14 protein-coding genes are annotated in these 13,204 nt (G+C 48.6%); 12 read left to right on the top strand and 2 right to left on the bottom strand.

The features are described 5' to 3' along the window. Window positions 1-3 precede the first annotated feature (3 nt). Entirely contained in the window at window positions 4-870 is an 867-nt protein-coding gene (locus ASG16_RS25635) for a LysR family transcriptional regulator (protein ID WP_056492591.1), read from the bottom strand. Window positions 871-970: 100 nt separating this feature from the next. Between ASG16_RS25635 and ASG16_RS25630 the strand changes: the two genes are divergently transcribed. The 8 genes from ASG16_RS25630 to ASG16_RS25595 all read left to right on the top strand — a co-directional run bounded on the left by ASG16_RS25630 (window position 971) and on the right by ASG16_RS25595 (window position 6,758). Continuing rightward, window positions 971-1,783: a class I SAM-dependent methyltransferase gene (locus tag ASG16_RS25630; protein WP_056492594.1), complete on the top strand. Its 813-nt coding sequence runs from the start codon at window positions 971-973 to the stop codon at window positions 1,781-1,783. Then, a complete protein-coding gene (locus tag ASG16_RS25625; RefSeq protein WP_056492597.1) occupies window positions 1,767-2,147 on the top strand; it encodes a VOC family protein in 381 nt (126 codons plus the stop codon). Before ASG16_RS25630 ends, ASG16_RS25625 begins: the two co-directional genes overlap by 17 nt. Continuing rightward, complete coding sequence (locus ASG16_RS25620; protein WP_056492600.1) at window positions 2,144-2,947, top strand: class I SAM-dependent methyltransferase; 804 nt, start codon at window positions 2,144-2,146, stop codon at window positions 2,945-2,947. Before ASG16_RS25625 ends, ASG16_RS25620 begins: the two co-directional genes overlap by 4 nt. A 116-nt stretch (window positions 2,948-3,063) precedes the next feature. Next, window positions 3,064-3,240, top strand: coding sequence for a DUF2759 family protein (locus ASG16_RS25615; protein WP_082195915.1), 177 nt, complete (start codon window positions 3,064-3,066; stop codon window positions 3,238-3,240). 187 nt (window positions 3,241-3,427) lie between these two features. Then, window positions 3,428-4,594 (top strand): putative cytokinetic ring protein SteA, encoded by a 1,167-nt coding sequence (gene steA, locus ASG16_RS25610; protein WP_056492603.1) that lies wholly within the window; start codon window positions 3,428-3,430, stop codon window positions 4,592-4,594. A gap of 25 nt (window positions 4,595-4,619) precedes the next feature. Further along, on the top strand, window positions 4,620-5,174 hold the full coding sequence (locus tag ASG16_RS25605; RefSeq protein WP_048032555.1) for a copper transporter: 555 nt from the start codon (window positions 4,620-4,622) through the stop codon (window positions 5,172-5,174). Further along, the gene (locus ASG16_RS25600; protein WP_056492606.1) at window positions 5,161-5,853 is read left to right on the top strand and encodes a glycosyltransferase family 2 protein; all 693 of its coding nucleotides are present in this window, start codon (window positions 5,161-5,163) and stop codon (window positions 5,851-5,853) included. The genes ASG16_RS25605 and ASG16_RS25600 overlap by 14 nt, the downstream gene beginning before the upstream one ends. Further along, window positions 5,835-6,758, top strand: coding sequence for a UDP-N-acetylmuramyl pentapeptide phosphotransferase (locus ASG16_RS25595; protein ID WP_241970831.1), 924 nt, complete (start codon window positions 5,835-5,837; stop codon window positions 6,756-6,758). The genes ASG16_RS25600 and ASG16_RS25595 overlap by 19 nt, the downstream gene beginning before the upstream one ends. Here the strand turns inward: ASG16_RS25595 and ASG16_RS25590 are convergent. Further along, on the bottom strand, window positions 6,755-7,015 hold the full coding sequence (locus ASG16_RS25590; RefSeq protein ID WP_007720834.1) for a DUF2627 domain-containing protein: 261 nt from the start codon (window positions 7,013-7,015) through the stop codon (window positions 6,755-6,757). The two genes, ASG16_RS25595 and ASG16_RS25590, sit on opposite strands and share 4 nt — an antisense overlap. Window positions 7,016-7,231: 216 nt before the next feature. On the opposite strand from ASG16_RS25590, the gene ASG16_RS25585 reads away from it, so the two are divergent. The 4 genes from ASG16_RS25585 to ASG16_RS25570 all read left to right on the top strand — a co-directional run bounded on the left by ASG16_RS25585 (window position 7,232) and on the right by ASG16_RS25570 (window position 13,198). Then, complete coding sequence (locus tag ASG16_RS25585; RefSeq protein WP_056492612.1) at window positions 7,232-9,301, top strand: sigma 54-interacting transcriptional regulator; 2,070 nt, start codon at window positions 7,232-7,234, stop codon at window positions 9,299-9,301. Between the two features lie 233 nt (window positions 9,302-9,534). Beyond that, window positions 9,535-10,626: a Glu/Leu/Phe/Val dehydrogenase dimerization domain-containing protein gene (locus ASG16_RS25580; protein WP_047068882.1), complete on the top strand. Its 1,092-nt coding sequence runs from the start codon at window positions 9,535-9,537 to the stop codon at window positions 10,624-10,626. 139 nt (window positions 10,627-10,765) lie between these two features. Then, a complete protein-coding gene (lpdA, locus tag ASG16_RS25575) occupies window positions 10,766-12,187 on the top strand; it encodes a dihydrolipoyl dehydrogenase (protein WP_056492615.1) in 1,422 nt (473 codons plus the stop codon). An 18-nt stretch (window positions 12,188-12,205) separates the two neighbouring features. Next, a complete protein-coding gene (locus ASG16_RS25570) occupies window positions 12,206-13,198 on the top strand; it encodes a thiamine pyrophosphate-dependent dehydrogenase E1 component subunit alpha (RefSeq protein ID WP_056492618.1) in 993 nt (330 codons plus the stop codon). Window positions 13,199-13,204 lie beyond the last annotated feature (6 nt).

Below are 13,204 nucleotides of genomic sequence, written 5' to 3'. Positions count from 1 at the left end.
TTGTTAATAATGTTCCTTGATCCATTGGACGAATTGCTGGAAAGCATCGTCCTCTTTTTTTGGATGCAGGTAGGCGATGAGTGTGGGGCGGACTAATTCGCCGTTTGCGATATCGTAGGCGACCAATCTTCGGGTCGCTAGCTCTTGTTGTATGGTTCTTTCCGGCAGGATCGTAATCCCTAGCTGCCGTTCGACCATTTTTTTAACAGCATTGAAGCTGTCCAATTCCATAATAATATTCGGAAAAACTCCCTGCTGCGCCAGATAGCGGTCAATCCGTTGGCGATAAGGAGCGGAGTGATTCCCGAACACAATCATTTCCTCGGTTCCCCATGCCCGAAAACCTGGAAACCCGCTTGCCCACGGATGGCTGGGCGCCATGACGAGCAGGAGTCGATCGCTGGGAAGAAATTCTTGATGGATGTGCGGATGATACATTTCACTCCCGAGAAAGGCAATATCAGCCGTTCCCGTCAGCAGAGCGCTGAGGGACTCCTCATACAACGTAGAGCGAACGTAGCAGGTAAAGCCCGGATGAGCAACCCGGTACTCCCCGATCAGTCGCGGCAATTCATAGGCGACAAAGGCTTTTCCTGCGACGATGTTCATCGATTGGCGCTGTTCATTCTCTTGGATAAAGGACCGCATTTGTTCCACGATATTTGTAGCAACCGGTAGTAGCCGACGTCCTTCGCCCGTAAGACTCACCCCTGAGGCAGTGCGAACAAACAGCGCACTCCCAATCTGGCGCTCTAGCTGCTTCAAGCGATGCGTCAATGTTGATTGCGCCAAAAATAACGCCTGTGCAGCACGATTAATCGATCCATGACGAGCAATCGTCAAAAATACCTCAAGACTTTCTCGATCCATTGTGAGCTGCCTCCTATTCAAATTCTCGATAACTAGTTATCTGTATTCTATAACAAGGATGACAAACATTGGAATATGATGTAGGCAGGAGGTGTTCTTGATGAAGAATCCTGAAGAGATCAAACAAGCTGTTCAAGCGCAATTTGGAAAAAATGCAGAGCAATACGTGCAAAGCAAAACGCATGCAAAAGGCAGCGATCTGGAACTAATGGTGGAGTGGATGCAGCCAGCAGAGAAGTGGCGGGCACTGGATATCGCCACAGGAGGTGGGCACGTAGCGAGGACATTGGCTCCACATGTGAGCTTGGTCGTCGCCACGGATTTGACTCGCCCGATGCTCATGGCGGCGTCTGCGGCCAATGATACAGCACATGTCCATAATGTGATGTATGTTCAGGCTGATGCAGAATCTCTCCCGTTTCTCGATGAATCATTTGAGCTGGTCACATGTCGAATCGCGGCTCATCATTTTCCCGATCCGGCGGCTTTTGTTCGGGAGGTGAGTCGCGTGCTGATCCCCGGTGGGTTGTTTCTCTTCATCGACAACGTTTCGCCTGAGGAGTCGTCACTCTCGGCATTCATGAATGAAGTAGAGAAAACACGCGATCCAAGTCATGTTCGTTGTCTTTCCGTAAGGGAATGGTGCGCTTTGTTTGAAGCGAACGGCCTGACTTTGCAAAAGCAGCAGGAACGTAAAAAAAGGTTTGAATTTTTACCATGGGTTCAGCGCACTTCCGAATCATCTGAGCAGGAAGCGGCCGTCGAAAAAATGCTCCTAGACGCTACAGATGAACAAAAAGAATTTTTAGGGCTCACCACAAACGAAGGCAGAGTAATGACCCATCAGATTGACGAATGGATGGTTCTGTGCAAAAAAAGAGGAGGAAATGAAGACGATGACAAAAAAGCATGAATGGATTGGACTCGATCATATACAATTAGCAGCACCAGCAGGAACGGAGGACGTAGCGCGCAAGTTTTTCGGTGAGCTTTTAGGAATGCCGGAGGTTCCAAAGCCAGAGAAGCTTCTCGTTAGAGGCGGTGTATGGTTCCAATGTGGCGCTCAAATGATTCATATTGGCGTAGAGGAAGGATTTGTTCCTGCGAAAAAAGCACATCCGGCGTTCCTTGTGCAAAACATTGGTTCGCTGATGGAGCATCTGCAAGCAAATGGGGTATCATTTCGGATTGACGAAGAAATTTCTCACCTTATCCGCTTTTTTACAGAGGACCCATTTGGAAACCGGCTGGAGTTCATGGAGGCGAAACAGGAATGACCATTGATTTTCACGCTGAGAAAAATCAGTTGAGTTATACGGGAAGAACCGCTGACGATTCGTGGAGTCAGAAGATCTTGTCAATCGTCAATCCTGTGGGCAAAAACGTCATCGATATCGGTTGTGGCGGTGGAATTTACAGTAAGGCTTGGTCTGGGTTAGGAGCTGCTTCTGTCACGGGCATCGACTTTTCCCAGGTGATGGTAGAAGCGGCGAGAGAGCAATGCGCTGACGATCCGAAGATTTCGTTTGTACAGGGAGATGCCCGGGCAACAGGCTTGCCGAGTCAGTGTGCGGATATTGTATTCGCTCGCGCCTTGATCCATCATTTCCCGGAGCAAGACTTGCAGAAGTTTTTTAAAGAAGTCATCAGGCTATTGGCACCGGGGGGAATTTGCCTGATCCAGGATAGGACGATGGACGATGTCAAAATGCCAGCCTCGCCGACTCATTTTCGCGGTTATTTCTTTACCCGATACCCGCGCTTGCTGACGGTAGAACAGACACGAAGACCGGATGATACAACGGTGCAGAACAGCATGAAGCTCGCGGGGCTTGACCAGGTGAACAAGACAACGCTATGGGAGACAAGACGTGAATACGATAGCTGGTCTGAATTGGAAGCAGATTTGCTTTCAAGAAAAGGCCGCTCCATTCTGCATGAATTGACCGATGTGGAACTGAAGGACCTCGTTCACACCATCCATGATCACGTAGCCAGGGAAGAAAAATGGAATGAGCAAGATTGCTGGAGTATATGGATAGGCAGCGCAACATGTGGCACAATAAAAGGGAAATAATTGTGAAACTTTTTGTTCACAAATTTGGATATGCTTGTCTCATAATACGTGAAGCTATATAATGGAATTGCCATTGTATTCCGGTTTGCGTCATCATGGTGAAGGAGTTGTCGTTTATGAAAATCGTTTTATTTGACATCCTGATGTTTATCTTCACATTCTTTATCGCTTGGGGCTGTTTGAATTCCATCAAAGCGAAAAACACATTTGCAATCTTATTTGGCTTTGTATCTTTGATGGTTTTCCTGTTCGCAGATGGTTTGATCATTTACTACCTGGTCAAGGGTGCGTAGATTAAACTGAAAACGCTTCGCTAAAAGAGGTTGTGCATTTGATGCACAGCCTCTTTTTTTTGTGAAAAACATCTCGTTGTTTTTCATTAAACATGATGGGACCCGCTGGCGGTCTACAAAAAACGCTCTGACCGTTTTTTGCATGTAGTTAGGAAATATTTAGCATACTAAAGGCGGAGGTGGGAAAGTGGGCAAACAAAAAGGTTCTGCAACACATTCATACACGGCTGTCGTAGCAGCCGATCTGAAGACGAAGCAGTTGTGCAAACGTCTCCACTCCCATCATATTGCCATCATTGATCATCCGGACGTTGATGAGATAGCAGCACAGTCCTTGCTGGAAAGAGGGGTAAAAGTCGCCCTCAATCTTTCGCCATTCATGACGGGGCAATACCCGGCTGAAGGAGCCCGCCAACTTTTAACAAACGGTGTCACACTCTATGAAGTACAGGATGTAGATATGTCGGATTCGTTCATAGAATGGATCGAGGGCAAGTATGCAACGATACGCGAAGAAAATTTGTACATCCTATTAGAAGAGAAGTGGGTCCATGTATGCAGGCTGCATCAGGTGACGGTTCCCTCTATTTTGAACCGATGGCATGAAGCGCAGGATAAGTTGGATGATACACTCTCTTCGTTTATCGACAATACACTTTTGTACGCCAGCAAGGAAAAAGACCTTTTTTTAAAACCGCTTTGCCATGTGCGATTACATACAAAAATGGAACAGCGACACGTCGTTGTCGTCGTTCGCGGGAAACATTACAGAGAGGACTTATTGACTCTATCTTCCTACATTCAGGAATATCGCCCTGTCTTGATCGGGGTCGATGGCGGTGCAGATGCCCTCATGGAAGCGGGGTATCGTCCAGACCTGATTGTGGGAGATATGGACAGCGTCTCGGACAGAGCACTCCAAAGCGGAGCGGAGGTCGTTGTTCATGCTTTTGTGGATGGGACAGCACCTGGAACGACTCGCGTAAAAGCACTCGGTTTGCCTTATCATGTTTTGCCAGCGCCCGGTACGAGTGAAGATGTGGCGATGCTGTTAGCGTACGAAAAAGAGGCTAAACTGATCGTCACGATCGGTGCCCATACAAATATGATTGATTTTCTCGAAAAAGGCCGCAAAGGTATGGCGAGCACGTTATTGGTCCGCACGAAGATCGGGACAAAGCTAATTGATGCCAAAGGAGTCAGTCATCTCTATCGGCCGAGCGAGTCATGGAAGCTGTGGGGTTGGTGTATAGTCGCTATGCTTCTCCCTGTATCGGCCGCGCTCCTCATTAATCCGATCGCCCGTCATGCTGTACAGATGATTTGGACCCAGTGGCGGACTTGGACTTTATGAACAACGCACTTTCCTGGAGGTAGACATGATACCCTTCCGCTATCATTTGATTTCACTGGCAGCCATATTTGTCGCTCTTGGGGTAGGTATCTTGTTAGGAGGGACGGCAGGCCATTCATGGATAACGCAAGGAACAAACGGCATTCTTTCCAATATGGAAGCAAAGTATGATCGCGCTCTCAAAAGCAACCATGAATTAAGACAGCAAATGAATCGATTGCTCAAGGAAGTTGCTCGCAGCAACCAAGAAGTCGTCCAACTCATGAGCATACGATATGTGGATGAACTTGCTGGAAGCAAGGTGTATGTTTGGCAGGAGGATGGCAACGTTGCTGAACAGGTTAAGCAACTGATGCATTCAGTAGGCATAGAAGTGGTTTCGTATCGCGAGGGAAATAGTTGGGAAGATGGAGTACTTTTGGTAGTAGCTAGGCAAGCGCCGCTTTGGCTACAGGAAAAACAGGTGAATTCCTGGATTCAGGTCGGAGAAGTGCCTGACTCTCCTGCAAAACAATGGGCACTTTTGGAGCAAGTGCAAAATAGATTGGCTGAGAGGAAGGGCTCGCGTGAAAAAAGTTAGCGTCGTCATCCCGGCGTACAACGAACAGGCTTCCATCGGTGATACACTCCGTGCCATCCGTGAACGCTTTTTTTGTGATGAACTAATCGTCGTTGATGATGGCAGTAAAGATCAGACGGCACACATCGCAAGCAAGTGGGCGGATGTGGTGATTCGAGTGCCGCGCAATCAAGGGAAGGGTGCCGCTGTTCAACTGGGCTGGAAGTGCGCCAGTGGGGATGTGGTCATGCTTCTCGACGGTGATTTGCGAGACAGCGCAGCAGAAGCCGCACATTTGCTAACGCCGGTGCTACAAGATGTCTGTGATATGGCGGTAGCTGTTCTTCCTCCTCCTACAGTGAAAGCAGGTCTCGGATTAGCAAAAGGCTTGGCCCATCATGGCATCCGGATGTTGACAGGCTTTGAAGCAAAAGCCCCTTTATCGGGACAACGGGCAATACGTCGCGAGCTTCTAAATCGATTGGGGAGCCAGGATAAAGGATTTGGCATAGAGGTGGGTCTCACTGTCGATGCTTTGCGTGCAGGGTATCGTGTAGCAGAGGTCCCTGTCTTTTTTTCGCACCGTGAAACGAAAAACGATTGGGCAGGCTTCTGTCATCGCGGGAATGAGTTTGTCGCGATTAGCCGAACGCTATGCTGGAAATGGTGGGAGGGGCAGGAGTGGAAACGAAAATCATGATGCTCATCATGCTCATCGCGGTCGTTTTTCCCCTGGTGCTTGACCGCCCGCTGCATAAAATCGGCACACAAAAGCTCAAAGCACTGGGGATGAATCGATTCAATTACGAAGGAGAGTCCATACTGACAGCAGGGGGGCTTATCCTCGTATGTTCGAGCGCTATAACTGGGCTAGTGCTGATCGGACTACTTCTTCTCAGAGGGGCCAAAAGCGAGCTTCTCCTGAACGGCTTATTGTTTCTAACAGGTATGATCACGATGGGGTTTTGGGGATGGCGTGATGATCGCACATCAGATCGAGATGCAAAAGGCTTTCGTGGACATTTCGGCGTGTTATGGCGAGAGAGGCGAATGACTAGTGGGATGTGGAAGCTGATAGGCGGGACAAGCACGGCTTTTTATCTTTCCTTCTCTCTTTCGAACTCGTTGTGGGCCGGTATTGTTTCCTTTGGTTTACTTGCACTCTCGCCTAATATTGTTAACTTGTTTGATTTGCGGCCTGCACGGGCGCTCAAAGTGTTTTGGTGCCTGACAGCAATGGCAGCGGCTTTGGGGTTATGGACAATAGGAGCCAGTACGGCGATGGCAAACTGGATTTTTTTGATCCCTGTTTTCATGGCAAGCGTGCTCATGTTTCCCCATGATGCTGGCGGCAAAATCATGCTCGGAGATACGGGGTCGAATGCCTTGGGTTTTGCAGCAGGCTTTTCCTTTGTCATCGGGACACCGATTTCTGTACAGGCGAGTATGCTCGTGCTTTTCTTGTGTCTTCAGATTGCGGCAGAATTTTGCTCGTTTTCCCGCGTCATCGAACACGTCGGTTGGCTTCGTCGACTCGATCAATGGGGGAGAGTTACAGAAGCTGAAAATAAAAAAAACCAGACTGGCTCGTCCGGTTTGGTCTAGTCCTCATCATCAGGCTCAGGAACCATGAAACGGGGCTGTACGCGATTTTTTTTGCGTTCGTGATGGAGAATAAAGCCGGCAATAAACCATACAGGGATGGCGAAAGCCAATATACCTAGAATGAGTTTTCCCCACAAAAATCCAACATCCGGAGAGGCAGAATAGAAGAATGCATCTCGGATTAACTTGATTCCGTACATGGCGATTGCCGCCGGGATTACCATAATTAAGAGGGCAATGATTTTCTGAAATACCAAGGGTTTTTCACCCCTTTCTCGAATGCGTAAACGACTTCAACAACTACAGCACGGTCTTTTCATCATATCGGATGCGAACAGCCTTGTCCACCGTACCTGTTGCACATGAACGAGCGCACGTTAGGGAAGAACGCCTGTCCATCAACGGTTTGTTGGAGTACAATGGTATCGAGTAAGATCGTAAAGAGGTTGTTCAAAAAGTGAGGGGTCTCTCGCATGCACAAGCTGCTCATCGTTGGTGCGGGACGTGGTGGAACAGCACTCCTGCGGATGCTAAACCAGATGGACCGATTACAAGTCGTTGCTGTCGTCGATCAACGGCCGGACGCCCCGGGCATTCTGCTGGCCCAATCATTGGGGATTCCTGTCGATCAAGATTATCGGCCTTATTTGGATGAGGATCTGGATGTCATTTTAGAAGCTACAGGGGACCTGGGGGAGTATGAGCATCTCAGGCAATTAAAGAATGATAAGACAGTGCTCATTCCAGGAACGTTTACGAGAATCGTCATGAAATTGATTCGGGAACGCGATAAGCTGATTGCGGTCTTAATGCAAAATCAGCGCGAGCGGGAAACGATGTTGAACTCCACGCATGACGCGATTATCGGTGTCAATCGCCAAGGAGTTATTACGTTGTTCAACAAAGCCGCAGAGCGACTGATGGGCATCGAGGCGAGTGAAGTGCTGGATACAAAAGTTTCAGAGCGTATACCGAACACTCGGTTACATATTGTATTAAAGACAGGCTCTCCCGAATTGAATCAGGAGCAAGTTTTACCGAATCAGACGCGGATTATTACAAACCGTGTGCCCGTTCGCAATGATCGTGGAGAAGTTGTCGGAGCTGTTGCCATTTTCCGTGATATTACAGAAATCATGGCGTTGGCAGAAGAAGTGACGAACTTGAAAGATTTGCAGAGCATGCTACAAGCGATTATACAATCATCGGACGAAGCAATATCAGTCGTTGACCAATACGGGAATGGACTTTTGATCAACCCGGCCTACACAAGGCTTACGGGTTTTTCGCAAGACGACATTATCGGAAAACCAGCGACGGTAGATATTTCCGAAGGCGATAGCATGCACATGCAAGTCTTGAAAACGAAGAAGGCAGTGAGAGGCGTCCCCATGAAATTGGGACCAAAGCGCAAGGACGTCGTAGTCAATGTTGCACCTGTACTGGTCGATGGAGAGCTGAAAGGCAGCGTTGGCGTCATTCACGATGTCTCTGAATTCAAACGTCTGTCAGAAGAGCTGGAGAGAGCTCGTCGTATCATCCGCAATCTGGAGGCAAAATATAGCTTTGCAGACATCATCGGCTATAGCGAGTCCATGCAGCAAGCGATCGAGCAAGCCAAAAAAGCGGCGTCAACACCAGCAACGGTCCTTCTTCGTGGAGAATCGGGAACGGGGAAAGAGCTGTTTGCCCACGCCATACATAATGCAAGTGAACGAAAATACAACCAATTTATCCGGGTCAACTGTGCAGCGATCTCAGAGAGCCTGCTGGAGAGTGAGCTTTTCGGTTACGAAGAAGGTGCGTTTACAGGTGCCCGTCGAGGAGGAAAGCGGGGGCTGTTTGAGGAAGCGAGCGGTGGAACAATCTTTTTGGACGAGATCGGCGAGCTGTCCATGAGCATGCAGGTCATGCTTTTGCGCGTCTTGCAGGAGCGAGAGGTCGTGCGAGTTGGTGGAACGAAACCGATCAACATCGATGTTCGCGTCATTGCAGCTACCCATGTGAATCTGGAGGCAGCGATCGGAGCGGGACGTTTCCGTGAAGACCTGTATTATCGTCTCCACGTCGTACCGATTCATATCCCGCCACTCAGACAGCGTTTGGAAGATATTAAACCGATTGCCATGCACCTGCTGCGAAAAGCCAATCTGGAGTACGGTAGAAATGTAGAAGAGCTGCATGAAGAAACTTTGCAGATGCTTCTGTCCTATCACTGGCCAGGGAATGTACGCGAGTTGGAAAATGTACTGGGCAGGGCGATGATTCATATGCGGATCAACGAGCGTATCATTATGCCGGAGCATTTACCCCCTCTGGAAAGAAGAATCGTTTCGACCAAAAAGGAAGAGGCCCAGCATGAGGATTCCACTGGTACCACATTAAAAGAAGCAGTAGAAAAGGCAGAACGTCAGCACATATTTCGGGAACTAGCGGCAGCCAAAGGCAATCGCACCCTTGCAGCCAAACGTCTTGGAATCGCGATTCGCAGTTTGTACTACAAGATGGAAAAATTGGGCATCATGGATGTGCAGGAAGAGTAACAAAGTAATCGTGCAAAATGTTGCACGCAAATCTTTGCGCGTATATGCAAAAAAATGCAGACTTGACGTTGGGATACTCATTCCACGTTCTTGTAAATAAAGCGCTTTCATGAGTTTAATTTTATTGGCATGACTTTTGCATATACCTCTTGGCGGGAAATTCTCCAAATGGAGCCCACTGTTACGCCAGCTTACTTAAGCGGAAAACGAAAGATACTAGGGAGGTTTCTTCAGTGAACATCTTTGACTACATGCAAAAGTACGATTACGAGCAATTGGTATTTTGCCAAGACGAAAATTCCGGTTTGAAAGCAATCATTTGCATTCATGATACGACATTAGGACCAGCACTCGGTGGTACGCGCATGTGGCCGTATAAAACAGAAGAAGAGGCGATTGTGGACGTATTGCGTCTCGGTCGTGGGATGACTTACAAAAACGCTGCCGCTGGACTGAACATCGGTGGTGGTAAAGCGGTCATTATCGGTGATCCGCGCGAGCATAAGAGCGAAGAGCTGTTCCGTGCTTTCGGTCGCTATATTCAAGGGCTCAATGGCCGTTACATCACGGCTGAGGATGTAGGAACGACGGTAGCAGACATGGATATGATCCACCTGGAAACAGATTTCGTCACAGGTGTTTCTCCAGCATTCGGTTCCAGTGGTAACCCATCTCCTGTTACAGCTTACGGTGTTTACCGCGGAATGAAAGCTGCTGCTAAATTGGCGTTTGGTTCCGACTCCCTCTCTGGCCGTGTGATTGCTGTACAAGGTGTAGGAAACGTAGCGTACAATCTGTGCCGCCATCTGCATGAAGAAGGTGCGCATTTGATCGTAACGGATATTAATCAAGAAAACGTAGATCGCGCAGTGAACGATTTCGGTGCGAAAGCAGTAGGCGTTAACGAGATCTTTGGCGTTGAGTGCGATATCTTCTCTCCTTGCGCACTGGGTGCAATCATCAACGATGACACGATTCCACTCTTCAAAGCAAAAGTGATTGCAGGGGCAGCTAACAACCAACTGAAAGAAGAGAGACACGGTGACCAAATTCACGAAATGGGTCTGATCTATGCGCCTGACTACGTGATCAATGCTGGTGGAGTAATCAATGTGGCAGATGAGCTGCAAGGCTACAACCGCGAGCGTGCACTGAAAAAAGTAGAAACAATCTATGACAGCATCCTGAAAATTTACGAAATCGCTGAACGTGACGGCATGGCTTCCTACAAAGCTGCTGACCGCATGGCAGAAGAGCGCATTGCAAGTGTTGCAAGATCACGTAATACTTTCCTGCAAAACGGCAAGACTGTTTACAAGCGCTAATCTCGTTTCTTCTATAAGGTTCATACTCCTGTCCGCTCTTCTATGGAGGAGCGGTCAGGAATACATAAACGGTTTTCTTTGAATATTCATATTCTCATAAAAACGCAGGCTAGCTTTCCGAATGAAAGGAGAGATCGTGGTGTCTCAAGAGTTTGATCTAGTCGTCCTCGGGGGAGGTACCGGCGGTTATGTAGCGGCAATCCGCGCTTCCCAGTTGGGAATGAAGGTAGCAATCGTGGAAAAAGAAAAGCTCGGTGGTACTTGCTTGCACCGTGGTTGCATCCCATCTAAAGCGCTATTGCGCAGTGCAGAAGTATTCTCCACCCTGAAGGAAGCTGACAAATACGGAGTCTCGGCAGGTACTGTAGGCTATGACTTCACAAAAATACAAGAGCGAAAGCAAGGCATTATCGACCAACTTCACAAAGGGATTCAATACTTGATGAAAAAAGGCAGCATTACTGTCTTTGAAGGCTTTGGTAGAGTTATGGGGCCTTCCATTTTTTCTCCGCAGGCAGGTGCTGTACGCATTGAAAAGGAAAACGGGGATCAAGAAATGATCGTTCCACGGTTCCTTTTGCTGGCAACAGGTTCTCGTCCACGCACACTTCCCGGTTTGGTTATCGACGGATCTTATGTGGTAACAAGCGATGAAGCGTTGCAGTGGGAGCAATTGCCTGCTTCAGTTGTCATCGTGGGTGGCGGTGTTATCGGGATTGAGTGGGCTTCCATGCTCAATGATTTCGGTGTGGAAGTAACTGTTGTGGAGTACGCCGACCGTATTTTGCCGCTTGAGGATGAAGAAGTGAGCAAGGAATTGGCTCGTCTGTTGAAAAAGCGGAAAGTAAACATCGTGACGGGAGCAAAGGTGCTGCCTGAATCGTTGGAAAAAGGGGAAGGCAAAGTATCTATTCAGGCGGAAGTCAAGGATGGAGTCCAAACCTTTGAAGCCGAAAAGGTACTCGTATCAGTAGGACGCCAAGCGAATGTAGAAAACATCGGTTTGGAAGCAACAGAAATCAAAGTCGAGCGTGGCGTAGTCGTGGTTAATGAATTTTTCCAGACCGCAGAGTCTCATATTTATGCGATTGGTGACGTTATTGGCGGTCTGCAATTGGCGCATGTTGCCTCGCATGAAGGAATTCTTGCGGTAGAGCACATGGCTGGACTAAACCCGCACCCGATGGATTACACCAAGGTTCCGAAATGTACGTATAGCCGACCAGAGGTTGCAAATGTCGGACTCACTGAAAAAGAAGCAAAAGAACAAGGCTACGATGTGAAAATCGGCAAGTTCAGCTTTAAGCCATTAGGCAAAGCACTGATTCACGGTGAGAATGACGGCTTTGTGAAGTTGGTCGTTGATGCCAAGACCAATGATTTGTTAGGGGTTCACATGATCGGTACACATGTGACAGATATGATTTCCGAAGCGGGCTTGGCCCGTGTACTGGATGCGACTCCGTGGGAGATCGGTCAGACGATTCACCCGCATCCATCCTTATCCGAAGCAATCATGGAGGCAGCGCAGGCTGTCGACGGAAAAGCGATACACAATTAGCAAGGAGGGAATGTAACGATGACAACCAAGCGACATGAGCAAGTGGGATTGACCGATGCGCAAGTCCTTGACATGTATTATTACATGCTATTGGCCAGAAAAATTGACGAGCGCCAATGGCTGTTGAATCGTGCGGGCAAAGTACCGTTCGTGATTTCCTGCCAGGGTCAGGAAGCAGCTCAGGTGGGGGCAGCTTTTGCGATGGAAAAAGACAGAGATTTCTTGTGCCCGTACTATCGCGATCTTGGTTTGGTGCTGGTCTTTGGCCAAACAGCCCGTGATTGCATGCTGTCCGCTTTTGCGAAAGCAGAAGACCCGAATAGCGGAGGAAGACAGATGCCAGGTCACTTCGGTGGCAAGAAGTACAATATTTTGACGGGCTCAAGCCCTGTGACTACCCAAGTGCCGCACGCAGTCGGTATGGCTTTGGCGGGTAGAATGAAGCAAAAAGATTTTGTTGTGTATGCATCGTTCGGAGAAGGTTCCAGCAACCAGGGGGACTTCCACGAAGGTGCGAACTTTGCGGGTGTCCACAAGCTCCCGGTTATCTTCTTCTGCGAAAACAACAAATACGCGATCTCTGTACCACTGAAAAAGCAGTTGGCTTGTGAAAGTGTAGCAGACCGCGCGATAGGATATGGCTTCCCGGGCATCAGTGTGGACGGAAACGATCCGATTGAAGTATACCGCGTCATGAAAGAAGCGGTTGAGCGTGCTCGCAGTGGTCAAGGGCCAACGCTGATCGAAGCCGTTATGTATCGCCTTGTTCCACACTCCAGTGACGATGACGATCGCGTGTATCGTACGAGAGAAGAAGTGGAAGAAGCGAAGAAAAAGGACCCGTTGATTGTTTTCGCTGCATATTTGAGAGAGATCGGACTCTTGGACGAACATAAGGAAGCGGATATGCTTGCTCGCGTACAGATGGAAGTGGATGAAGCCACTGAATATGCAGAAAACGCGCCATATCCAACACCAGAATCGACTATGACATACGTATACGGGGAATAAGGGGGG

This window comes from Brevibacillus sp. Leaf182 (assembly GCF_001423865.2).
GTDB lineage: Bacteria > Bacillota > Bacilli > Brevibacillales > Brevibacillaceae > Brevibacillus > Brevibacillus brevis_C.
Note: the sequence above shows the minus strand (reverse complement) of the source record. Positions and strands in the feature narration are given on the sequence as shown.

Excerpts from the sequence above, each read along its gene's own strand:
- ASG16_RS25635 (WP_056492591.1), bottom strand. The coding sequence starts at position 870 with ATGGATCGAGAAAGTCTTGAGGTATTTTTGACGATTGCTCGTCATGGA.
- ASG16_RS25630 (WP_056492594.1), top strand. The coding sequence starts at position 971 with ATGAAGAATCCTGAAGAGATCAAACAAGCTGTTCAAGCGCAATTTGGA.
- ASG16_RS25625 (WP_056492597.1), top strand. The coding sequence starts at position 1,767 with ATGACAAAAAAGCATGAATGGATTGGACTCGATCATATACAATTAGCA.
- ASG16_RS25620 (WP_056492600.1), top strand. The coding sequence starts at position 2,144 with ATGACCATTGATTTTCACGCTGAGAAAAATCAGTTGAGTTATACGGGA.
- ASG16_RS25615 (WP_082195915.1), top strand. The coding sequence starts at position 3,064 with ATGAAAATCGTTTTATTTGACATCCTGATGTTTATCTTCACATTCTTT.
- ASG16_RS25605 (WP_048032555.1), top strand. The coding sequence starts at position 4,620 with ATGATACCCTTCCGCTATCATTTGATTTCACTGGCAGCCATATTTGTC.
- ASG16_RS25585 (WP_056492612.1), top strand. The coding sequence starts at position 7,232 with ATGCACAAGCTGCTCATCGTTGGTGCGGGACGTGGTGGAACAGCACTC.
- ASG16_RS25570 (WP_056492618.1), top strand. The coding sequence starts at position 12,206 with ATGACAACCAAGCGACATGAGCAAGTGGGATTGACCGATGCGCAAGTC.